This window comes from Bacillus sp. TH25, assembly GCF_016650935.1.
In the GTDB taxonomy this organism is placed as follows: Bacteria; Bacillota; Bacilli; order Bacillales; family Bacillaceae_G; genus Bacillus_A; species Bacillus_A mycoides.
In genome coordinates this window covers 479074-502673 of sequence record NZ_JAEKEU010000039.1, presented here as the reverse complement: position 1 = coordinate 502673, position 23600 = coordinate 479074, and the positions used below count along the sequence as shown (strand labels likewise).

The window sequence follows — 23600 nt, the reverse complement described above, 5'->3', positions numbered from 1 at the left end:
CAGTTGTAAAGTTTATAAACACGTTCTGATTTTGTTATGATTGCTAGAAATGTATCAGATGAACACGATGTTGAAAATCAAAAAAACAAGGGGATGAAACGTATGTCACAGACCCTAACAGTAACAGTGAAAGTGAAATTGATTCCAACAAAAGGACAAATCTGTTTATTGGAACAAAGCAGTCAAGAATATATAAAAGTTATAAATACACTTGTATCGGAAATGGTGGAAGCAAAGAAAAGTACGAAAAAAAGCACAAAAGATATTGAAGCAAATATCCCAAGTGCAGTGAAAAATCAAGCGATTAAAGATGCGAAAAGTTTGTTTGCTACAAAAGTAAAGAAAAGCCATTATAAAATCATCCCAATTCTAAAGAGACCTGTTTGTGTATGGAACAATCAAAATTATTCATTTGAACCTACTTATATTTCAATCCCATTTAAGGTAAATGGAAAGTCGACTCGTGTAAAAATCCGAGCTTTATTAAGTGATAAAAACAATCGTAATCTGAATCTGTTAAAACATAAATTAGGTACACTTCGCATCACAAAGAAATCGAATAAATGGATAGCCCAAATATCTGTCACACTTCCTATCAATAAAAGGACAGGAACGAAAATTTTAGGCGTAGACTTAGGTCTCAAGGTCCCCGCGGTAGCAATCACAGATGATGATAAGGTTCGTTTCTTTGGGAGTGGTAGGCACAATAAATATAAGAAGCGTAAGTTTCGTAGTGTTCGTAAGAAGTTAGGAAAAGACAAAAAGGTGAAAGCCATTCGGCGAATGGATGATAAAGAGCAAAGATGGATGCAAGATAAAGATCACAAAATAAGTCGTGAGATTATTAATTTTGCGATTGCAAATCATATTTCTGTCATTCGATTAGAACAACTAACGAATATAAGACAGACGGCAAGAACAAGCCGTAAAAACGAAAAAAACCTACACACTTGGTCATTCTATCGTTTGTCACAATTTATTTCGTATAAAGCAATGATAGCTGGTATTCAGATTGAATATGTGAATCCAGCTTATACAAGTCAAAGTTGTCCGAAATGTGCTAAAAAGAATAAGGCTCAAGATAGAAAATATAAGTGTCCATGTGGGTTTAAGACACATCGTGATATCGTTGGAGCGATGAATATTCGCTGCGCAACTGTGATTGATGGTAACAGTCAATCAGCCTAAGCACCTTTATGGTCTGGTTTAGGAGGGGCAATGAGATGCCCTTATCTTGAAGGCTGTTCAAAGCAGAAATGGATTGCGAACGCTTAGTCATTCAAGAATCCCACCCGTAAATCCGTAAGGATTCGGGCTTGCGACTTTAGTCGTGGGAGTCTCAAGTATGGACTATTTTACTTATACTACCGAAGAAAACTAAGCGCTTAACTTTTATCTCATGATTTTCCTCCTAAATGGTTATAGTAACTAGGACGCAATGAAAAAAGGAGAGATATAAAAATGAGTAACTCAAATGATTTTTTAGATACATTACATGAAAAACAAGCAAAAGATGAACAAAATAGAAAGCGCCAAGGAAACGGGAACCCCGCGAAAAAAAAGCCAAATAAAACACATAAATAACATTGAAAAACCTGCCTAAAAATTATATTTTAGGCAGGTTTTTTTACTCGTCTTTAACCGAAACGACATCTTCCCAATTCCATTTCTCATAATACCACTCTGGCACATCTATATTTTCAATCCACTTCTTTTCATATTTCCCATCGCTATGAGCAAGCCATACATCAGCTTTCTTACGATTTGAACGGAGCCACATTAATTGGTTGCTCTTCTTAATAAAAATAGGGTTATAATCACCTTGGCTATTTGATGGCTTTGTAATTTGATTTTGTTCATCGTTTATACTATTTACTGCATATAAAGATGGTAGTGGTCTTTTTTCTAGAGGGACCGATAGCTCTGCTTCCTTTGCCCTTGAAACGATAATTACATTATCGTTCTTCCATGTGAAATCCCAATCAACATAGCCTTTTGGAGTAAATGTATTTTGCTGGAGAGCCGGCAATTCTTTTATTTTTAAATGCTTATTCTCTAAAGCAACTCTCCCGCTTCCTTCAATATAGGCTAATATATTTTTTGATGGCGCCCATTTGAACCATTGTGTGTTTAATAACATTTGATCTACTGTTTCAAAACGATTGCCGTCTGTTCGGATTAAGCAAAGTGTATTACTATCCGCTGACAAAGAAGCTGTTGGTACTGCCAAAAACGAAATCCATTTTTGATCTGGCGACCACTTAAATCCACTTCCGACTAATGCTAAAAAGTCATCATGCTCATTCGGTAGTGCATATAAATGTTTCATCTTATGAGGATTCATATTTGCATCCTTTTGTATTTCATATAACTGAGCACCTGTCCATCCTGTTGGAAGCAAGTACGCTTCTGATGATACAAGAAACTTCTTACCATCAGGATACCATGCATAGTCACCTACACCATTGGCTACATTTTCAAAATCTGCTTTCTTTTTTTCAGCATCAAATATATTTAATGTACGTGCAAATACAAAGGCAATTATATTCTCTGTTGGTGACCATTGATAATTCGATGCTTCTGATTGAGATGGTGTAACTTTCTTTCCATCTTTCAGCCGATACAGTTCCAAATGATTTCGCTTCTTTCCTTTTGCATATGCAAGCCATTCTCCATTATGTGACCATTTCGGCCCTGTTATGTACTCTCCTTTTGTAATTTGTTTTTCTTTCTCATCGATTTTAACCCATAGATTATGATTACGAATAAAAGCAACTTTTACTCCATTATTTTCTGCGCTAGTAATAGAAGTTAAACATAAAAAAAGGCACAGAATCACGATTCCACTTACTATAAATCTTTTCATATAGCACCCCCATTTCCCTCATAGCATTCCTCACTTTCCACCTACAATATGTGAAAAATATCCATTCGACATAATCCCCAAAAATTTCCCGAGAAATTTTCAATTCAAAGAGGATTGGTATGAATTATGTCGAAAATATAGTTTAGCCAACATTCGTTTTTATATTTAATGATAAAAATGTAAGATAATTTTTCGGAATATTAGCACTTTTTATTAGGGGGAGTTTCAATGAAAAAAACTACATCTACACTATTAAGTATGGCGCTCGTCTTTTCGAGTTTTGGAGCTTTAAGCGCCCATGCTGAGTCACTGCAAAAAGAGAAGCAATTTAGTCCACAGTTAAAAGCGAATATTGAGCAATGGGGAGAAAATAAAATCGCGCAAAATGTTGAAACAAAAACATCAAAAGAAATTTCAGTCATTGTAGAATTGCAACATGCTCCACTCGCTTCACAAAGTAACATTCAGCATGCTCCAGATTTAAAAAATAGCAATGTGCAATCATACCATGCGCAACTAAAAAAGGCACAAGAGGATACAACAAAGAAAATTAAAGAAAAAGCACCGAAGGCAACGATAAAAGAAACATATAGTACATTATTTTCTGGATTTTCTATTTCTATCCCCGGAGATCAAATTGCTGCTTTAGCTTCTTTACCTGAAGTAAAAGCAATTTATCCGAACTTAACATATAAGTTACATGAAACATCAAAAAACCCAGCAGATCAAGCAACACCAAACGTTGGGGGCCCTACAGTTGGTGCACCTGAAGCTTGGAATTTAAAAGATCCAACTGGCAAACCCCTTGATGGAAAAGGAATGAAAGTCGCTATTATCGATTCAGGTGTAGACTATACCCACCCTGATTTACAAGCAAATTATATCGGTGGCTATGATACAGTCGATGAAGATAATGATCCGATGGATGGAAACGTCCACGGTACCCATGTTGCTGGAATTATTGCTGGTAACGGAAAAATAAAGGGGATCGCTCCGAATGCTTCTATACTCGCTTACCGTGTCATGAATGATGGTGGTACTGGTACGACCGATGATATTATTCAAGGTATTGAGCACGCTATTCAAGATGGTGCCGATGTTTTAAATCTATCTCTTGGTCAAGATTTGAATGTACCTGATCAACCTGTAACAATGACGTTAGAACGCGCAGCAAAACTTGGTGTTACTGCGGTCGTCTCAAATGGAAATGATGGACCAAAACCTTGGTCTGTTGACGCTCCTGGTAATGCAAGTAGTGTCATCTCTGTTGGAGCATCTACAGTTTCTATTCCGTTTCCAACATTCCAAGTAGCTGGTTCCAATAAATCTTACCAAGGATTACCTTTATCAAAATCGGATTTCCAAGTAGGAAACGATGCCCAACTTGTATATGTTGGATACGGTAATCCAAGTGATTACGCTAAACAAGATGTCAAAGGTAAGTTCGCTCTTGTCTTGCAAGGAACTTCGAGCACGTTAGTAAAAGCAGAACAAGCAAAACAAGCTGGCGCTCTCGGCGTGCTACTAATTTCTAACGAAAAAGAAATTAATATTATGCCTGAATATTTTGGACGTGAAGAAGTAGCTCTTCCAGTTATGCAACTATCCAATACGAATGGTGAAGAGTTGAAAAATTTAATTACAAAGCGCAAGAAAAATATAAAAATTGGACAACCAAACCAAACAGAACTTATTGGGAACTTTAGTTCAAGGGGACCATCGCAAGGAAGTTGGCTTATAAAGCCTGATGTTGTTGCACCTGGCGTGCAAATTACAAGTACAGTACCAAGAGGTGGCTATGAATCTCACAATGGGACAAGTATGGCTGCACCGCAAGTAACGGGGGCAGTTGCTCTATTACGTCAAATGCATCCTGATTGGACGACAGAACAATTAAAATCATCTCTTGCCAATACAGCAAAAACATTAAAAGACGTAAATGAAAATACATATCCTGTGATGGCACAAGGATCCGGTTTAATTAATATTCCAAAAGCAGTAAAAGCGGATGCATTAGTTACACCAAACAATGTAAGTTTCGGTCTAATTAAACCGAATAGCGGAAAAGTAAAATTAACACAAAATATTACATTGCAAAATCTTTCTAGCAAAAAGAAAAACTTTTCAACTCGTATTGAACTATTAGATACAAAAACGAAAGTTCAAACTTCTTTCTCTTCTTCTGTTAGTGTAAAACCTAATAGTAACATCGAAAAGCCTTTTACAATTACTGTAGATAGCTCCTTACCACAAGGTGTATATACAGGAAATCTATATGTAAAAGAGCAAGGGAAGACTGAAGAAATGCGTATTCCATTTACATTTAGCATTGATCCGAAAGAATACAAACGTATTGATGGCCTTGAAATTGTTAATTCTACTTTCAGTCCAAATAATGACCGAATACTAGATGACAACCTTATCAATTACTATTTAGTTACACCAGTTGAGGATGTAACGTTTCATGCTAATTTAATTACGAAAGACCGAGTAACATATCAAGGTATGGTGTATCAAGGTAAAAACGAAACACCTGGTTATAAATCTTTCAAATGGAATGGTACAAAAACTGATGGATCCCCTCTGCCTGATGGCTTATACCAAATCGAAGCTGTTGCTTCTAACTCTGGTGGAGAAACGAAACAGACAGGAGCTGTGTTTGTCGATCGTACTGCACCGAAATTATCGTCTGAAGTAGATCAAGAAAACCTCGTAATTAGAGGTAAAGTAGATGATATACTTTTGGATTGGATGACAGAATCCGGATGGGTTGCTCCAGGACATCCCATAACGATACAGTATGAAATTAACGGAAATGGAGCATGGGAAAGTGCATACCTAAATCCTTGGGAGAAAAACTATGAAATTTATTTCGATCGTAGTCAATTACAACAAGGAAAGAATACAACTCATATTGTAGCAACCGATGCAGCTGGAAATAAATCTAATTTAAACGTCGATTTAGAAGTGAAATAATAAAATTATTGTTGACAAGCTTTTAAATATAGTTTTATAATACAAAACATAGTTTAGTTGAACGAATTATATATCGGCTTTGAAGGAATACTAGTAGCGACTTATATCCCTGTCTCAGAGAACTGATGGTTGGTGTGAATCAGTACATATACAAGCGTGAATTACAATTCTGGAGCTTCTTTCCCGTAATGCTTTTTATGCATGAAGAGAAAGACGGATCTTTCCGTTATCTTAAAGTGAGTGGTAAACAATTTTTCTGTTTACAAATAGGGTGGTACCGCGATTTTTATCGTCCCTATCGGATTTTCCGATAGGGGCTTTTTTGCGCCTTTCCCTTTTAAATAAATTCATATATTACGCGTTGAAAGAATCGCAGTAGTATCTTATATCCCTGTTACAGAGAGCTGATGGTGAGTGTGAATCAGCACATATATAAGTGCGAATTACAATTCTGGAGCTTCTTTTTCGTAGTGCTTTTATGCATGAAGGAAAAGACGGATTTTTTCCGTTATCAGTATTTGAGATGTAAGTATATTTTCCGCTTACAAATAGGGTGGTACCGCGATTTTTTCGCCCCTATCGGATTTTCCGATAGGGGCTTTTTCTATTTATCACACAAACAAATATTAAATAATTCCGAATCTTATGATAAAATTTTATAAGCGCTTACAATTATAAAAGGAGGTGGTGCAATCTATACGAAACAGGTATTCATTTTTATAGAGAAAAAGGAGGATGTCTAAATGACAAAGAAAACAGAAATTCCATCACATTTAAAACCATTCGTATCTACACAGCATTATGATCAATACACACCGGTGAATCACGCTGTTTGGCGTTACATTATGAGACAAAACCATAGCTTTTTAAAAGATGTTGCTCATCCATCCTATGTTAACGGACTACAATCATCTGGTATTAATATAGATGCAATTCCAAAAGTAGAAGAAATGAATGAATGCTTAGCGCCAAGCGGCTGGGGAGCTGTAACGATTGACGGACTTATTCCCGGCGTAGCATTCTTCGATTTTCAGGGGCACGGATTACTACCAATCGCAACAGATATTCGTAAAGTAGAAAATATCGAGTATACACCGGCTCCTGATATCGTTCATGAAGCAGCAGGACACGCACCGATTTTACTTGATTCTACATATGCAAAATATGTGAAGCGCTTTGGACAAATTGGAGCGAAAGCTTTCTCAACAAAAGAAGAACATGAGGCTTTTGAAGCTGTTCGTACATTAACGATTGTAAAAGAAAGCCCGACTTCTACTCCTGATGAAGTTGCAGCTGCTGAAAATGCGGTAATCGAAAAACAAAACTTAGTTTCTGGTTTATCAGAAGCAGAACAAATTTCACGTCTATTCTGGTGGACAGTGGAATACGGCCTAATCGGTAATATAGATGACCCCAAAATTTACGGTGCTGGTCTCCTTTCCTCTGTCGGTGAAAGTAAGCATTGTTTAACAGATGCTGTAAAGAAAGTTCCATTCTCAATTGAAGCTTGCACCGGGACAACTTATGACGTAACAAAAATGCAGCCACAGCTATTTGTTTGTGAATCATTTGAAGAGTTGACTGAGGCACTTGAGCAGTTCTCTACAACAATGGCATTTAAAACAGGTGGCACAGAAGGATTAGAAAAAGCAATCCGCTCCGAAAATCATGCTACAACTGAGCTAAGTAGTGGATTACAAATTACGGGTACATTTACAGAGACAATTAAAAATGATACTGGTGAAGTTATTTACACACGAACAAGCTCACCAACTGCATTAGCAATTCATAATAAACAACTAGCAAATCATTCTACATCTGTGCACAGCGATGGATTCGGGACACCAATCGGATTACTAGATGGTGATATTGCATTAGAAAATTGTACAGAAGAACAATTACAATCATTAGGCATTACAATTGGAAATAGCGCAGAGTTTACTTTTGCAAGCGGCATTCATGTAAAAGGAACAGTAACAGACATTGTAAGAAATGATAAAAAAATTGCTCTTATCTCCTTTATAAATTGTGCAGTTACTCATAAAGATCGCTTATTATTTGATCCTTCATGGGGAGCATTTGATATGGCTGTCGGCTCACAAATCACTTCTGTATTCCCAGGAGCGGCAGATGCGGCTGCATTTTTCCCGATGAATGAAGAAGTACAAGAAACTCCTGATCCACTTGTACTGAATGAGCTTGAACGTATGTATCAAACAGTTCGAGATATACGTAACGATAGTATTTTACACGATACTCATACTGATCAATTAATAGCTATTCAAGAAGTATTAAATAAATTTCATCCGAAAGAATGGTTGCTTCGTCTTGAAATTTTAGAATTGCTTTTAGAACATAACAAAGGTCACGAAGCATCAGCAGCATTATTACAACAACTTTCTACTTTCACAACTGAAGAATCTGTAACACGTCTTATTAACAATGGTCTTGCGTTACTGCAGGTAAAGGATGTGAAAAATGATGCTACGATTAACTAATGAAGAAGTACACGAGGAATTAACAAAGCTGGATAAATGGACAGTGAAAGATGAAAAATGGATTGAAAGAAAATATATGTTTTCCGACTACTTAAAAGGAGTCGAATTTGTCTCTGAAGCCGCCAAACTATCAGAAGAACATAATCACCACCCATTTATCCTTATCCAGTATAAAGCAGTCATTATTACTTTGTCATCATGGAATGCAAAAGGTTTAACGAAACTAGATTTTGACCTTGCAAAGCAATTTGATGACCTATTTTTACAAAATGAAAAAGCTATTATAAGAAAGTGAAAAAAGAGAAGCCTTTTTAGGCTTCTCCTTTCACTTTAAAATGTATACAATGTCCAAACGGATCCTTGGCCTGTAATATTCCATCTTTATACGTAGCAACTACGCCAATATATTTTAAACTTTCACACACTTGCTCTTTTTGTTTTTCATCTGCTAGTACGATTGTGAAATATTTCAAACCAACGGAATTTGGCATTTGTGGTGGTATACCTTCACCCTGCCATGTATTTAAACCGATATGGTGATGATAACCACCTGCTGATACGAACAACGCTCCATTACGAGCTGGAATCGTTACATCAAAACCAAGGCCATCAACATAGAAACGTTTCGCTTCTTCTAAGTCAGCTACATGTAAATGAATGTGCCCCATCACAGTACCAGCCGGGAACCCATTCCATGTACCTCCTTGCTGTAATAATCCTTCGCCGTCTAACGGGTTACTAACAAATGGTAGCTCTCCATTTTCATCATGCCAAACTTCTTTTTGGCGATCATGATAAATTTCAATCCCGTTTCCATCTGGATCAGCTAAATAAAGAGCTTCACTAAAGTAATGGTCAGCCCCACCATGTAATGGGTGTACTCTCTCAACAAAATGACGAAGAATATTTGCTAAGTCTTGTCTGTTTGGTAATAAAATTGCATAGTGATATAAACCAGTTCGACCTCTTTGCTTCGGAAGAGCGTCTTCCTTTTCTTCTATTATGAGAAGTGGCTCATTGTCCTCATTACCAAACGTAACGATTGTACTTTTTTCTTCCAGTACCTTCATACGCAATACTTCTGTATAAAACTCTAGCGATTTCTTTAAATTTGATACATATAAATGAACAACCCCAAGTGTTGTTTCGGGATGAAGTGGAAAGCCCATTTTGTTATACCCCCATTTTAATTAATTCTTATTTAACATTTTCTCTTTTAAGAAATTATCTACAAAACCATTAGCTTTCGCAACAAATAAGTAAGCACCCATCGCTAATAATGCAAGTTCTAACTCAAATCCAGGATTTTTCCCGTCTCCTAACAAACCAGCTGACCATTTTACTTTCACAATCGCTCCAACCATAACAAGTGCAAATAATAAGCCAATATACCTTACACCTAAACCTAGAATTAACAATAGACCTCCAACTAATTCAAATGTTGCTACACCGTATGCAAGTCCTCCTGGTAAACCAATGCTTGTAAACCACCCTGCAATATTGTCAATTCCTGATTGGAATTTTGTTAAACCGTGCATAAAGAACGTTACCCCTAACACGATACGAATAATTAAGTTACCAATATGTTGATTCATTTCTTTCTCTCCTTTATAGTTTTGTTATACAAAACTTTTATTCACATTACAAAACATACACTAATTATTTTTATTCGTCAATTCATTTTTCATGAGAAAAAATATTTTTTTTTTGCTATGATACAAATAGTTGTTTACAAAAAGGAGCATGATTTTATGAATATCGGTTCTGCGATTCGTGAAATTCGTCAACGTAGAGGAATTACGATTGCCCAAATTTGTGAAGGAACAGGTCTTTCTAAAGGCTTTATGAGTCAGGTTGAAAACAATAAAACATCACCATCTATCTCAACTTTAGAAATGATTGCTAATTTTTTAAATGTTCCCCTTCCATATTTATTGTTAGAACAAAAAGATCGTTTGAAAATTATAAAAAAAGAAGAGCGTAAATACAGTGTGTATGGAAAAGATGAACAAAGAATTGAGCATGTTGCGGAGCAAGGTGGTCTCCGCCTATCTCTAGTAGAAATTTCTGCCGGATTCCCGAAAGAAAACTCACCAAATGCTCATGAAGGTGAAGAGTGTCATCTTGTATTACGCGGAAAACTAGAAGTTCAACATGGAGAAGATATTGCGATTGTAGAAGAAGGTGATTCTTTCTCTTGGAATGCATGCGTTCCTCATATTGTTCGCAATATAGGTGAAGAATCTGCATTATTACTTATCTCTAGTCATGCGGAAAATCGAAAACGTGTTTACTAAACGATAAAAAAGAAGCCTGTTTCGTAACAGGCTTCTTTTTTATTCCCTTATAATTCCATAACTCGTCCCAACCAGTACGGTCTTTTCATGTTGATTGCGATAAACTGACTCAATTGAAACTTTTTTATATCCTTCCATTTGCTCAATATTTGTTAAAGTTAATTCACAAGTAACCGTATCCCCTGTAAAAACTGGTCTAATAAACTCACTTACTAATTCCCTCGCTATGTAATGTAACTCTTCGCCTACTTTCGTCCCAATGCTAGCAGTCAATAAACCATGGACCATTAATCGTCCATTCTCATCATATTCCATATGATGTCTACCTTTATCGCCTGTAATATTTGCAAATTCAAAAACTTCTTCCTCGGTAAATCTTCTTTCGTATTTAAATATATCCCCAACTTTTACATTCATTTTTATCCCCCGTTTAATAAACTGAATTTTCTTTTATTTTATCACAAAATGAGTCTCAGTTCAGTTTATATTATTAAAATAGCAATCCTTTTTCTTTATTACCTTATAAGTTATCGATGCCCTTCCTTTTTTGCCACTTGATACCCATAGTACGCACATGTTCCATTTCTTGATAACTCTCTTACTTCAAAATCACAACTTCTATAAAAATCAAAATTGTTAGCGGACGTATGCGCAAACCAATCGCCATGCGGAAGCTTTTGTAAACAAAGAGCTACAAGTTTCTTACCTAACCCTTTCCCCCTATACTCACACTTCACAACTAAATTTACTATGTTAGCAACCATGATTTGATCAGAAATCACTCTAACCATCGCGACCATTTCTTCTTCATCCCAAATTGTGAAAGCCCATGTGGAATTTTCAAATGCAATCGTAAACTTTTCAATTTGCCAAGAAGGGATATTATCATTACTCCAGCCAGCATCTTCAAATAATGTCTTAATCGCATATGCTGGCACTCCATTCGTTCCTTCACGAATAATTAGTCCATTATGATAAATATACATGTAACCCCTCCCTTTATTTTTTATATACCATTCTCCAAAAAATGCAATTCACCTTTTTTCATCCAACCCGCTTAATGGAATAAACGAGAACATCCATCTCATGAAATGAAGTTGTTTTCTCATAACTAAGCCCTGTTTTTCTAGCAACAAATATTGAAGCTGGGTGGTCCGGATTAATAAGTGAAATTAATTTATTCATTTGTAATGCTTGAAAACCATAGTCTCGAAATGCCGCCGCAGCCTCTTTCGCATACCCTTTCCCCCAATACTTAGGAAGTAGCCAATAGCCAATCTCAATTTCCTCTTTTCCATCTACCTTCTGCTTGACAAGTCCTGCATGACCAATTCTTATCCCTGTTTCCTTTTCAATCATTACAAATAAACCGAGACCATTTTTATAATTTGGAAGTACCCTCTCCTCCAAACTTTTTTTACATTGCATAAATGTTTTTAACGTTCCATTTCCAATATAGCGCATTACCTTCTCATCCCCCCATAAAGAAGCATAAAACGGTAAATCATCCATTGTATATTTGCGAAATTGTAAGCGATCTGTATGGAACACTCTTTTATTCACTCCCATCATTTTGAACATCATTACATAACTATATATTTCAAACTACTTAAGTGTTAAATAATTTTTATCAAGAAAGCTAAAAAAGAAAGAAAATTCAGTCTTACAAAAATGTATTATATCAAAAAAAAGCAGTAGACAAAAGAGTGTCTACTGCATCCATATCATTACTAGTATAAAGAAAACTACAATTGAGGGGGTGTAGGATTTTCAAATATACTAGATACTTATCCCGTTCTAACGGGCGGTAAACTTTCCAATCTTTTGAGTGGAAAGTTTACCGCACATAAGAACTTTGCGGTCATTAAGAAAGCACTGTTAAGTACTCAAATACACGCTGAGCTTTTTCTCCACCCATTCGTGCATGTTGAAGAAGAGAGATGCCATGTGGGCCAGATGCACGTAATGCTTCTGGTTGTGCTACTAAAATGGCTTGTACGACTTCAAGTTCACCCAGCATAGCTGCTGCAAAAATATCCATCCGAGCTCCCTTTTCCAGTAAATAAAGAGCAATATCTTTACGTCCTACATGGGCCGCTGCTCCTAAGGCACTTTCCCAATCTGAGCCACCCCAATTATAAGAAGCATGAAGTAAGCTTGGCGATTCGACCAATAGCTCCTGTACTCTTTCTAGATCTCCGTGAGCTGCCATAACAAATTCCCTTACTAACTCAGTGGTAATACGCTCGTCTGTTTGCATCTCTCTTCTCCCTTTTCACAAATTCGTTTCGGTGTAAAAAATGGCTTGTCACTCCCTTGGAATATATCAACTTCAATTCCAAATACACGCTGAAACATTTGATGACATAGTACTTCTTCTGGTACGCCATCATACTGAATCTTCCCTTGTTTTAATACGAGTAAACGATCGCTATATTGAGCCGCTTGATTAATATCATGTAAAACCATTACAATCGTCATACCAAACTCTTCGTTTAATCGTTTAACAAGTTCCATTACTTCTAACTGATGGACGATATCTAAAAAGGTTGTTGGTTCATCTAATAGTAAGACATTTGTGCGTTGTGCAAGCGTCATTGCAATCCAAGCACGTTGCCTTTCTCCTCCTGATAAGGATTGTAAAAGACGATATTCATACCCTTCAAGCTTTGTAACAGACAATGCCCAATCAACAATTTCTTCATCTTCTTTATTTAAGCGACTACTCCATGATTTATGAGGACCTCTTCCGAACTCTATTAGTTCTTTCACTGTTAAATCTAATTGATGATCGTGCATTTGTGGTAACATCGCTAATTGCTTCGCTACATCTGCACTCTTCATCGTATAAATATTTTCCCCATCTAAAATGATGTCTCCTTCGCTTTGTTTCAGTAGCCGTGCTATTAAACGAAGCAAAGTAGATTTCCCCGATCCATTCGGACCGATTAAACTAACGATTTCTCCAGCTTTAATATGTACATTCATATTTTGCATTTGAAATCTTTCAGAATGTGCGTAAAACACTTTGTTAACGGAAATCACGTTGTTTTCCTCCTCTATGGATTAAATATAAGAAGAACGGACCACCTAAGAAGGACAATAAAATACCAACAGGCAATTCGATTGGATCGAACCAACTTCGAGCTATCGCATCCGCAAAAACAAGTAATATCCCACCGCCAAGGCATGATAATGGCAGTAAATATTTATAGTCATTTCCAACTAATAAACGTAACATATGCGGTACAACAAGACCGACAAATCCAATAAGACCAGAAACACTAACTGCTATTCCAGCTAACATTGTACTTACTACTATTAAATAAAACCGACTTCTTTCCACGTTATACCCTAATAATTTTGCCATTTCATCCCCAAGCATTAATACTCGAATATGTTTAATACCGAAGAAAGCTAATATAATAGCGAATATCGCATAGTAAATAATCATATTTAAATGTGCCCAACTAACACCACCAATACCACCAGCTAACCACGGTAAAACTGATTGTACTTTATCGCTATGTAATAACATTAGCGCTGAAGTCGCTGCACCAATTAAGGCGTTTATTGAAACACCTACTAATACAATTCGTGAAGGTGGCGCCCCCTTTTGCCATGATAGTGCGTAAATGACCATTGCTGTAATAAAAGCTCCTAAAAACGCTCCTAGTGGTAAGAATGCCATATGTTGAGGAAATAAAATCATGATTATAATTGCTACAAGACCTGCTCCTGATGAAACTCCGATAATTCCAGGATCTGCAAGAGGATTTCTCATAACCCCTTGCAATAATGCTCCTGATGCAGCTAAACACGTTCCTACTATAAAACCAACGAGCACTCTCGGTATACGAAGATCCCATACAATTCGATGAACTGTCGAACCTTCATCTTGTATACCTTCTATAATGTCTCGTAAAGAAAAAGATAAGCTCCCTGCAAAAAGGCCATAAAAAAGACCTAGAACAGTTAATACGACTAAAGTAATTGTTATTATCCACCTTTTTCTCGCAAAAGGATGTTCCTTTTCTCTTACTATTTCACTACTCTCCATACTTATCATTTCCTTACATTTTGTATACTTTTATACATAAAGTCCATCGCTTCTGTAACTTTTGTCCCAGGATTTGATCCAAATAAATCTGGTGGTAAAATAACTACACGATTTTGTTTTACTGCATCCAAATTTTTCCATGCTTCATTTTTCATCATTTCGCCTTCAAATGCTTTTTTCACACTATTGGGATCTCCATGTGTAATTAAATAAATCACATCTGGATTTGCTTCAATAATACGTTCTACACTTAGCTGTGCATATTGCGGATACTCTTTCATTTCTGGAAAACTAGCTGCGATATTTTTCCCGCCTGTTTTTTCTAAAATATCCCCTGATAGAGATGTTGGTAATGCTGCTAAATAAGTGCCTGGTGCTCCATAAACTAGCAACGCTTTAACGTCACTCTTTTTCTCATATTTCTTCATTTGATCATTAATTTTTTGGTTAAGCTCTTTTGCTTTATCTTCTTTCTTCATTACTGTTCCATACATTTCAATACCCTTTTGAATATCTTTTACAGAGTTGGCTGAAGAAATGATTACTTTTGTTCCTTGTCCTTCGACCGTTGGAATGTTCTTTTGGAATCCATTGTTAGCAACAAGTACATCCGGTTTTAAACTAGCAATTTGCTCAAAATTCGGTTGATGTGCATTCCCGATTACTTGTGCTTTCTTTAATTCCTCTGGGAGAGTTAATTTTGTATCAGGACGACCTACTATTTTTCCACCTAAAGCATGAATAATATCCATGTCTCCCATACTCAACGTAGCAAAACTTTCAGGAACTTTATTGAATGTTATCTTTCTGTCTGAAAGATCGGTAATTTCGATTTTGTCTGTTCCTTTGTCTGTTTTTGTTGCGGATGCTTTTTCGTTTTCTTTTGCACTGCAACCTATTAATAAGAAAAAAATAGATAAGATCGCTGTGAACAGCGTAATAGATTTGTTCATTCTTTCACCTCTAATTGATAATAATAATCATTAACTACTATTCTACTTTAATTGATAAGGATTATCATTGTCAATATGAAACGCATACATTTTCTACAAAAATGAAAAAACGCTACAAAAAGATTTCTTCTTTTCGTAGCGCCCTATTTAACAATTTTCTTCATATTCGCTCTCCTCTAATTGATTACGCATCGTTCTAACACGCTTAAAGAAGAAAAAAGCAAGAACTAAAAATACAATAATACTCCCCATCATAACAAAAGACTGTACCATACTTTTTATTCCACTTGGAATTAATAAACCGATCATTAAAAATGTACTTATAGCTAAAAGTACTTGTGCAAACCGGGTATAATCTGCTATTTTTTCTTGTAATTCTTTCATCCGCTTATCACTCCCATCCTCACTTTATCACATTCTATCAAGCTTAAAGACAAGTAAATAGAACCAATCTGGGAGATGTTTTCCAAAGTAAAAAAGAGCCGCTTACTCGCGGCTCTTTTTTATCTATTATACGCCTTTATATGCTTCCATATAGATTTCTTTCAGCTCTGAAATGAGCGGTAATTTTGGATTAGCTGTTGTACATTGATCTTCAAAAGCTCTTTCTGCTAATAATCCAACAACCCCTTCAAATTGGTCTTTAGCAACTCCTTGCCCTGCAATACTCATATTTATATTTAAGCTTTTTCCAAGCTCAATAATTGCTTGGACGAGTGATTCCACACCTTCCCCTGTTGAGCTTGCTGGAAGCCCGAGCATTCTCGCAATATGTGCATAGCGTTCATCAGCCACAAAGTGCTCATATTTTGGGAACAATGCGTGTTTTCTTGGCTTAATAGCATTATAGCGAACTACGTGCGGCATAAGAATTGCATTCGCACGTCCATGCGGAATATGGAATTCCGGTCCAATTTTATGCGCTAAACTATGATTAATACCTAGGAAAGCATTTGCAAATGCCATCCCTGCGATTGCGGAAGCATTATGCATTTTTTCTCGTGCTTCTTCATCATTTCCATCTTTATATGCTCTCGGTAAATATTTAAATACGAGATCAATTGCTTTTAATGCTAAACCATCAGTATAGTCATTTGCCAGAACAGACACATACGCTTCAATTGCATGTGTTAATACGTCCATACCAGTATCTGCCGTCACATGAGGTGGTACTGTCATTACAAATTGCGGATCAACAATCGCTACATCTGGTGTTAATTCATAATCCGCAAGCGGGTATTTAATATTATTTTTCTTATCTGTAATAACCGCAAATGGCGTCACTTCTGATCCCGTCCCTGATGTTGTTGGAATGGCAACAAATTGTGCTTTATTTCCCAAGTTCGGATACTTACATGTACGTTTTCTTATATCTAAAAACTTCTGTTTTATTCCATAGAATGTCGTTTCTGGGTGCTCATAGAATAGCCACATCCCTTTTGCTGCATCCATAGCTGAACCGCCACCAAGCGCGATAATTACATCTGGTTTAAAGCTTTTCATCATGTCCGCACCTTTAAATACAGTTTCATCTGATGGATCTGGCTCAACTTCAAAGAAAACTTCAACTTTCACATCATTTGTATGCTTACGTAAATAGTGCGTAACTGTATCTACATAACCGTGCTCAACCATCCCTGGATCCGTTACAATAAATGCGCGGGAAATGTTAGGCATGTTTGCTAAATATGCTGTCGCATGTTTTTCAAAATAAATTTTGGGTGGTAATTTGAACCACTGCATATTCTTTTTTCTATTTGCCAACCTTTTTATATTTAATAAATGAGTCGCCGTTACGTTTTGGGAAACTGAGTTTTTCCCGTAGGAGCCACAACCAAGCGTAAGTGATGGAATAAATCCATTATATATATCACCAATTCCACCTTGTGATGAAGGTGCATTTACAATGAGACGGCAGGCTTTCATACGTAACCCAAATTGTTTTTGTACTTCTTTATTTGTAGAATGGATAACCGCTGAATGCCCTAGGCCACCAAGCTCTAACATCTCTTCGCAATATGTAAATCCTTCTTCTAATGAATTTGCTTTTACACAAGCTAACACTGGGCTCAGTTTCTCACGAGATAGTGGATACGCTGCTCCGATGCCTTTAATTTCAGCTACAAGCATTTTTGTATGTTCAGGTACAGTAATTCCTACTAATTCAGCAATATACTGTGCTGATTTCCCAACAATATCACTATTTACTGCACATGTATTTTCATTAATAACAAGCTTTTCTAATTTCTTTCTCTCTTCCTCTGTTACAAAATAACAATTATTTGCAATCATTTCTGCTTTAACATCATTATAGATTTCCTTATCTACAATGATGGCTTGTTCTGACGCACAAATCATACCGTTATCAAATGTTTTCGATAAAATCAAATCATTAACAGCACGTTTTACATGTGCCGATTTCTCTATATAACATGGTACATTACCTGGCCCTACACCTAGCGCGGGTTTACCAGTAGAATAAGCCGATTTCACCATACCAGCCCCTCCAGTTGCTAGAACGAGTGCGACACCATCATGGTTCATTAATTGTTTCGTTGCTTCCACAGAAGGTCTTTCAATCCATTGAATACAATGCTTTGGTGCACCAGCTTTCACTGCTGCATCATATACTGTTCTTGCCGCTGCAACGGAACAGTTTTGTGCAGAAGGATGAAATGCGAAAATAATTGGATTTCTCGTTTTTATCGCGATTAATGCTTTAAACATTGTTGTCGATGTTGGGTTCGTTACTGGCGTTACCCCAGCTACTACACCGACAGGTTCTGCGATTTCTATTATTTCTTCATGAGGATCTTCATGAATAATTCCTACCGTTTTATCTTTCTTTATACTATGCCAAATATATTCAGTGGCAAAAATATTTTTTATGCATTTGTCTTCATAGACACCACGGCCCGTTTCTTCAACAGCCAATTTCGCAAGCGGCATATGTTGATCAACACCTGCTAGTGCCATTTCATGAACAATGTTGTCAATCTGCTCTTGTGTAAAACTTTCTAATGCTTGTAAAGCTTCTTGACCGTTATTTACTAACGTATCAATCATCTCTTTTACCTCTTGCATTTCATTTACAACTTTCTCTTTGACTACCATGTAAATTTCCTCCTATTCTGTTATCACGGTCTTTATAAGTCCCTATAGGTCATAACAAGTCCCGATTAGCGAAAAAAAATAGAGTTACCGTCCTACATGAATCTCATTGTTTGTGAAACATTTCACAAGTTTATTCGTGAATAACATTTCATGAATTCAATATACATGAAATCATTTCATTTGTGTATGTCTAATTTGTGAAATGTTTCACAAATTAATATAATAAAAATGCACTGCTCTACATTAGCAGTGCATTTTTATTATGCTAGCGCTTGTGCTAAATCTTCAATTAAATCTTCACCATCTTCAATTCCGACAGAGATACGAATTAATGTATCTGTAATTCCTAATTCTTTACGGCGATCCGCTGGGATTGATGCATGTGTCATTTGAGATGGGATAGAAATTAAACTTTCTACTGCTCCTAAGCTTTCAGCAAGTGTAAAGTATTGCAGTTTCTCAAGTACTTTATTCAACGTTTCCGCACTATCTACATCAAATGAGATGATAGCACCAAATCCATTTGCTTGTTCTGTTGCTAGTTCATGGTTTTGATGGGATTCAAGACCTGGATAATATACTTTATTTACTTTTGGATGGTTATTTAAAAACTCGGCAATCGCACGTGAATTCGTTTCATGTTCTTCCATACGAATTCCTAATGTTTTTAAACCACGAAGTAGTAAGAAGCTATCTTGTGGGCCAAGAATACCTCCTGTTGAGTTTTGTACAAAGTGAAGGTCTTCTGCTAATTGCGGGCTATTTACAACTACTAGGCCTGCAACTACGTCACTATGTCCTCCTAAATATTTCGTTGCACTATGAAGCACAATGTCTGCTCCTAAAGAAATTGGCGACTGCCAATATGGCGTCATAAATGTGTTATCAATAATTGTTAATAAATCTTTCTCTTTAGCAAGAGCAGATATTTTCTTAATATCAGTAATTTTTAGTAATGGGTTCGTTGGTGTTTCTACATAAATCGCTTTCGTATTTGGACGAATCGCTTCTACAACTTCCTCTAGGTTTGTTGTATCTACAAATGTATGCTCAATACCGAAGCGGTTTAATACTTTCGTAATAACACGGTATGTTCCGCCATAAACATCATCTGTTAAAATGACGTGGTCACCTTTTGAGAACAACATAATTGTTGCTGTAATAGCAGCCATTCCTGAACCAAATGCAAATCCAGCATGACCGTTTTCTAATACAGCAATCATTTCTTCTAAAGCTGCACGTGTTGGGTTGCCTGTACGTGAATATTCATATCCTTGATGCTTACCAACTGCTTCTTGTTTATACGTACTTGTTTGATAAATCGGTACGTTTACAGATCCAGTTGAAGGTTCTCCTATGCGAATACCATGGATTAATTTTGTCTTTGCTCTCATTTTTTATTCCCATCCTTTGTATATGTCTTTACTTAAATAGCGCTCACTACTATCAGGAAAAATCGTTACAATATTCGTACCTGGTGCTGCTTTCTCTGCCTCAAGTAAGCTTGCATGAAACGCTGCTCCTGAAGAGCTCCCAACGAGAAGGCCTTCTTTTTGCGCTAACTCTTTCACTCGTAAAAATGCATGTCGATCAGAAATTGTATGAATTTCATCAAAATAAGATGTTTTTAAAAATGGCGGGATGAATTCAAGACCAATCCCTTCTGTTTCATGTGAACCAGCTTTACCACCATTTAAAATAGATCCTTCTGGTTCTACAATAACCGTCTTAATATCAATGTTTTTCTCTTTTAAATAAGACGCAGTTCCCATAAACGTACCGCCAGTTCCTGCCCCTGCAACAAATATGTTAATTTCTCCATTCAATGCATCCCAAAGTTCAGGACCTAATGTTTTGAAATAAGCACGAGGGTTTGCTTCATTCGCAAACTGACTTGGAGAGTATGAATTCGGTATTTCATTTACTAATTCTTTTGCCTTTGCAATCGCGCCGGTCATTCCTTGCTCAGTCGGTGTATGCACGACCGTTGCACCTAGCGCTTTCATTAATTCTTGTTTTTCAATACTAAATTTCTCTGGTACACAAACAATGACGCGTAAATCATGTTCTAACGCTGCAAGTGCCAGTCCAATGCCAGTATTCCCAGCCGTCGGTTCAATAATTGTTCCGCCCTCTGCAACAAGCCCTTTTTCTAGTGCATCTTCGATTAATTCTCTTCCTAAACGATCCTTAACGCTTCCGCCTGGGTTGTAAAATTCAAGCTTTGCAAATAAACGGACTCCTTTCGGAAGTGAAAAACGAGTAATTTCCACGATTGGTGTATGACCAATCAACTCATGAACTCCACGATATACATTCATCGTGTTCTCCCCCTTATTTGCCAATAAAGAAAAGGCAACTGTATGTATTTTCTTTATATGAGACAGTTGCCTTTTTGTTACATTACTTTAACTCTTCTAGTACTTTTACGATAAAGTTTGTAGAATGAAGAGCTGCTTGATCTAAAAATTGATCAAATGAAACATTTGATTCTTTACCAGCAATATCAGAAAGTGCACGAATAATAACAAATGGAACTTCATATTGGTGGCATACTTGCGCAACAGCTGCTGCTTCCATTTCTACTGCATAAAGGTCTTCAAATTTATCACGAATTGCTGCAACGCGGTTCGGATCACTCATAAATGAATCACCTGTTGCAATCATACCTTTTACAACTTGAATATTTTCTTCTGCCTGCATACATTTCTCAGCTAATGCAACTAATGCCTCATCAGCTTTAAATCCAGGTGGCATTCCTGGCACTTGACCATATTCGTAGTTAAATGCTGTTACATCTACGTCATGGTGACGAACTTCTGTTGAAATAACTACATCACCAACATTTAGAGAGTGATGGAATCCACCAGCTGAACCAGTATTAATTACTTTTTCAGGCTTATATTTTTCTAATAAAATTGTCGTTGACATCGCTGCATTTACTTTACCAATACCAGACTTTAACAAGATTACTTCATGTCCTGCCAATAGCCCTTTCGTAAATTCACAACCTGCAACAGTTTCTGTTTCTGCTTGTTCTAGTTTGTCACGTAAAATACGTACTTCTTCTTCCATTGCTCCAATTACAGCAATTCTCAATCTAATCCCTCTTTCTATTGCTTAGTTGCCTCCATTACCCAAACGAAATGATTTAATCTCGTAAACGTTACGTGGAAGCCATTGTTTTCAAAAATAGATTGCATGATCGGAATACGTGTATAGTATTCTGTTTGCAAATCGTTTGCTAACTGATGAAAACCTCTTTGTTTTGCTACTTCGACAGTTTTATCATATGCATCTTGATCTGCAAATATCGTATCAGCAAACACTATTTTACCACCTTTGTTTAGCAATTGACTATACTTCGCAATTGCTACGTCTTTTTCTTCATCTATTAAATGATGAAATGCGTAAGTGCTCACAATAGTATCGATTGAATTTGGGACTTCAAATGAAAGAAAATCACCCTCTGTAATTGAAAACTCTTTTGGTAATTTCTCTTTTGCAATAGTACGCATTTCGCGTGACGGTTCTATACCGTAAACTGTGCGACCAGCAAGTAATAATTTATTTGTTAAATTGCCAGTACCAACACCGAATTCTAATACGTTGCCAAATGACTTGTTAACTACATCCTCTAAAATGTCCTCATAATGGGCGAAAACTTCTTTATATTGTATATCTTCGCCTTGTACAAATGAGTCGTACGTATGAGCCCATTCATCAAATAAACCATTAAATTCTGTTCCCATAAAAATTCCCCTTTTTCTTATCGGTTTTATCAGTATGATATTCTCTCTTTCTAAAAATGTCAATTGAAATGTACGTAGTATTTCCTTCTTTTCTTTGTTACACTATAGGTGATTATCATAGGAGAGGGGGCATCTTCGTGTCATTTACCTTTGAAATGTTAGAAGATAAAGTAGAATTTTTCGAGGCTGCAAACTTAGTTTCTCTAGAAAAAAAAATTAACGAACAAATTGATAATAATAAAGCACTTATGCTCGAAGTTCATCATATTTCTCACCAAATGATTATGGATCCTGAAAGCAAAAGACCATATTATAGCGCGGTTGTTCATTTTAAATTAAAGAAATTACGCTAACTAAAAAAGAGAAGCTCCTAATGAGCCTCTCTTTTTCAGTTTAGAGTTTGAACAAGTACTGGTTTCCAGCCCTCATTGTCTACCCAATCAATATTCACATAATATTTTTTACCTGATTGTTTATCTTGTACGTTACCGTAAGCTTTATTCTTACCGTTATTTCCAATTCTATGGATAACTAATTGATTTACTGGAACGTCAATTGCAGCTGAAATCGCTTGATTCATCTCATTCCAATCTGCTGTACCTTTTTTAAACGTCATCGCAGGTGTTGCACCTTGCTCTGTACCTACTGGCTTCCAAGAAGATTTCGTATAAGCATCTGTTGCCTGTGACTGTGTTTTTTCAGCTGGTGCTTTCTCGTTAGCTTTCGCTTCTTCTTCAGCTTTTTTCTTTTCTTCCTCAGCCTTTTGCTTCTCTTCTTCCTTCTTCTTAGCCTCTGTCTTATCTTGCTCATTCTTCTTCGGCTCTTCTTTACCTTTAGCTTTCTCAGCTTTATTCTCTTTTGTTGTTTGCTGAGCTACCTTTTTATCATTAGAAGACGCTTGCTCTTTTGTGTCAGGAACAAACAATTGATATGCTACAATAGCTACTGCTACTAATACAATAGCGATTGCAATATTTAAAACACCGTTTTGACGACGTTTTTGTTGTTTCTGTTGGAATCTAGATCCTCCTGCCATTCTTCAAACCTCCATGCAGTTTTTCATACTTGCTATTGTAACATTAAA

24 protein-coding genes and 2 other annotated features are annotated in these 23600 nt (G+C 36.5%); of the genes, 7 read left to right on the top strand and 17 right to left on the bottom strand.

Annotated features, from left to right (window positions below; all coding sequences use genetic code 11):
• Nucleotides 1-102: 102 nt before the first annotated feature.
• Both JFT89_RS26420 and JFT89_RS26415 read left to right on the top strand, forming a co-directional pair.
• Entirely contained in the window at nucleotides 103-1188 is a 1086-nt protein-coding gene (locus JFT89_RS26420; RefSeq protein WP_033707199.1) for an RNA-guided endonuclease TnpB family protein, read from the top strand.
• A gap of 273 nt (nucleotides 1189-1461) precedes the next feature.
• Nucleotides 1462-1584 (top strand): DUF4023 domain-containing protein, encoded by a 123-nt coding sequence (locus JFT89_RS26415; protein ID WP_000071861.1) that lies wholly within the window; start codon nucleotides 1462-1464, stop codon nucleotides 1582-1584.
• A gap of 43 nt (nucleotides 1585-1627) precedes the next feature.
• Here JFT89_RS26415 and JFT89_RS26410 read toward each other — a convergent pair whose 3' ends face one another.
• Complete coding sequence (locus JFT89_RS26410; RefSeq protein WP_016096090.1) at nucleotides 1628-2866, bottom strand: TolB family protein; 1239 nt, start codon at nucleotides 2864-2866, stop codon at nucleotides 1628-1630.
• A 228-nt stretch (nucleotides 2867-3094) separates the two neighbouring features.
• Here JFT89_RS26410 and JFT89_RS26405 point away from each other — a divergent pair, with 228 nt between their 5' ends.
• The 3 genes from JFT89_RS26405 to JFT89_RS26395 all read left to right on the top strand — a co-directional run bounded on the left by JFT89_RS26405 (nucleotide 3095) and on the right by JFT89_RS26395 (nucleotide 8635).
• Nucleotides 3095-5842, top strand: a complete 2748-nt coding sequence (locus tag JFT89_RS26405) for a S8 family peptidase (protein ID WP_016096089.1) — start codon at nucleotides 3095-3097, stop codon at nucleotides 5840-5842.
• A gap of 70 nt (nucleotides 5843-5912) precedes the next feature.
• Nucleotides 5913-6142: a binding site (T-box leader), on the top strand.
• Between the two features lie 52 nt (nucleotides 6143-6194).
• Nucleotides 6195-6423, top strand: a binding site (T-box leader).
• Between the two features lie 162 nt (nucleotides 6424-6585).
• Nucleotides 6586-8340 (top strand): aromatic amino acid hydroxylase, encoded by a 1755-nt coding sequence (locus tag JFT89_RS26400; protein ID WP_016096088.1) that lies wholly within the window; start codon nucleotides 6586-6588, stop codon nucleotides 8338-8340.
• On the top strand, nucleotides 8321-8635 hold the full coding sequence (locus JFT89_RS26395; protein ID WP_016096087.1) for a 4a-hydroxytetrahydrobiopterin dehydratase: 315 nt from the start codon (nucleotides 8321-8323) through the stop codon (nucleotides 8633-8635). Before JFT89_RS26400 ends, JFT89_RS26395 begins: the two co-directional genes overlap by 20 nt.
• Before the next feature lie 16 nt (nucleotides 8636-8651).
• On the opposite strand, the gene JFT89_RS26390 is transcribed toward JFT89_RS26395, so the two are convergent.
• Together JFT89_RS26390 and JFT89_RS26385 are read right to left on the bottom strand one after the other, a co-directional pair.
• Nucleotides 8652-9509, bottom strand: coding sequence for a VOC family protein (locus JFT89_RS26390; RefSeq protein ID WP_002067283.1), 858 nt, complete (start codon nucleotides 9507-9509; stop codon nucleotides 8652-8654).
• Nucleotides 9510-9530: 21 nt separating this feature from the next.
• Nucleotides 9531-9935, bottom strand: a complete 405-nt coding sequence (locus JFT89_RS26385; RefSeq protein ID WP_002067281.1) for a DoxX family protein — start codon at nucleotides 9933-9935, stop codon at nucleotides 9531-9533.
• Nucleotides 9936-10091: 156 nt separating this feature from the next.
• Here JFT89_RS26385 and JFT89_RS26380 point away from each other — a divergent pair, with 156 nt between their 5' ends.
• Nucleotides 10092-10637: a helix-turn-helix domain-containing protein gene (locus JFT89_RS26380; RefSeq protein WP_002067280.1), complete on the top strand. Its 546-nt coding sequence runs from the start codon at nucleotides 10092-10094 to the stop codon at nucleotides 10635-10637.
• 39 nt (nucleotides 10638-10676) lie between these two features.
• On the opposite strand, the gene JFT89_RS26375 is transcribed toward JFT89_RS26380, so the two are convergent.
• The 13 genes from JFT89_RS26375 to JFT89_RS26315 form a co-directional block, all read right to left on the bottom strand.
• Entirely contained in the window at nucleotides 10677-11054 is a 378-nt protein-coding gene (locus JFT89_RS26375; RefSeq protein WP_002015250.1) for a hotdog family protein, read from the bottom strand.
• Nucleotides 11055-11164: 110 nt separating this feature from the next.
• Entirely contained in the window at nucleotides 11165-11623 is a 459-nt protein-coding gene (locus tag JFT89_RS26370) for a GNAT family N-acetyltransferase (protein WP_002015252.1), read from the bottom strand.
• Nucleotides 11624-11681: 58 nt separating this feature from the next.
• Nucleotides 11682-12209 (bottom strand): GNAT family N-acetyltransferase, encoded by a 528-nt coding sequence (locus tag JFT89_RS26365; protein ID WP_033707196.1) that lies wholly within the window; start codon nucleotides 12207-12209, stop codon nucleotides 11682-11684.
• 292 nt (nucleotides 12210-12501) lie between these two features.
• Entirely contained in the window at nucleotides 12502-12897 is a 396-nt protein-coding gene (locus tag JFT89_RS26360) for an ankyrin repeat domain-containing protein (protein WP_016092349.1), read from the bottom strand.
• Nucleotides 12864-13682 (bottom strand): ABC transporter ATP-binding protein, encoded by an 819-nt coding sequence (locus JFT89_RS26355; RefSeq protein WP_002129193.1) that lies wholly within the window; start codon nucleotides 13680-13682, stop codon nucleotides 12864-12866. Before JFT89_RS26355 ends, JFT89_RS26360 begins: the two co-directional genes overlap by 34 nt.
• Nucleotides 13669-14697: a FecCD family ABC transporter permease gene (locus JFT89_RS26350; protein WP_002067273.1), complete on the bottom strand. Its 1029-nt coding sequence runs from the start codon at nucleotides 14695-14697 to the stop codon at nucleotides 13669-13671. The genes JFT89_RS26355 and JFT89_RS26350 overlap by 14 nt, the downstream gene beginning before the upstream one ends.
• A gap of 5 nt (nucleotides 14698-14702) precedes the next feature.
• A complete protein-coding gene (locus tag JFT89_RS26345; RefSeq protein WP_002067272.1) occupies nucleotides 14703-15650 on the bottom strand; it encodes an ABC transporter substrate-binding protein in 948 nt (315 codons plus the stop codon).
• A 147-nt stretch (nucleotides 15651-15797) separates the two neighbouring features.
• On the bottom strand, nucleotides 15798-16034 hold the full coding sequence (locus tag JFT89_RS26340; protein WP_002067270.1) for a YrhC family protein: 237 nt from the start codon (nucleotides 16032-16034) through the stop codon (nucleotides 15798-15800).
• A 126-nt stretch (nucleotides 16035-16160) separates the two neighbouring features.
• Nucleotides 16161-18764 (bottom strand): bifunctional acetaldehyde-CoA/alcohol dehydrogenase, encoded by a 2604-nt coding sequence (gene adhE / locus JFT89_RS26335; RefSeq protein ID WP_016096083.1) that lies wholly within the window; start codon nucleotides 18762-18764, stop codon nucleotides 16161-16163.
• 260 nt (nucleotides 18765-19024) lie between these two features.
• Nucleotides 19025-20158, bottom strand: coding sequence for a bifunctional cystathionine gamma-lyase/homocysteine desulfhydrase (locus JFT89_RS26330; protein ID WP_002067265.1), 1134 nt, complete (start codon nucleotides 20156-20158; stop codon nucleotides 19025-19027).
• Nucleotides 20159-20161: 3 nt separating this feature from the next.
• Nucleotides 20162-21085: an O-acetylserine dependent cystathionine beta-synthase gene (locus JFT89_RS26325; RefSeq protein WP_002067263.1), complete on the bottom strand. Its 924-nt coding sequence runs from the start codon at nucleotides 21083-21085 to the stop codon at nucleotides 20162-20164.
• Between the two features lie 82 nt (nucleotides 21086-21167).
• Nucleotides 21168-21863 carry a 5'-methylthioadenosine/S-adenosylhomocysteine nucleosidase gene (gene mtnN / locus JFT89_RS26320; protein ID WP_002015266.1) on the bottom strand — a complete coding sequence of 232 codons (696 nt, stop codon included), beginning with the start codon at nucleotides 21861-21863 and terminating at the stop codon, nucleotides 21168-21170.
• Nucleotides 21864-21877: 14 nt separating this feature from the next.
• On the bottom strand, nucleotides 21878-22516 hold the full coding sequence (locus JFT89_RS26315; protein WP_002015267.1) for a class I SAM-dependent DNA methyltransferase: 639 nt from the start codon (nucleotides 22514-22516) through the stop codon (nucleotides 21878-21880).
• A gap of 137 nt (nucleotides 22517-22653) precedes the next feature.
• Between JFT89_RS26315 and JFT89_RS26310 the strand changes: the two genes are divergently transcribed.
• Nucleotides 22654-22869 carry a YrzA family protein gene (locus JFT89_RS26310; RefSeq protein WP_002015268.1) on the top strand — a complete coding sequence of 72 codons (216 nt, stop codon included), beginning with the start codon at nucleotides 22654-22656 and terminating at the stop codon, nucleotides 22867-22869.
• Nucleotides 22870-22904: 35 nt separating this feature from the next.
• Here JFT89_RS26310 and JFT89_RS26305 read toward each other — a convergent pair whose 3' ends face one another.
• On the bottom strand, nucleotides 22905-23552 hold the full coding sequence (locus tag JFT89_RS26305) for a YrrS family protein (protein ID WP_002067259.1): 648 nt from the start codon (nucleotides 23550-23552) through the stop codon (nucleotides 22905-22907).
• Nucleotides 23553-23600: the final 48 nt, after the last annotated feature.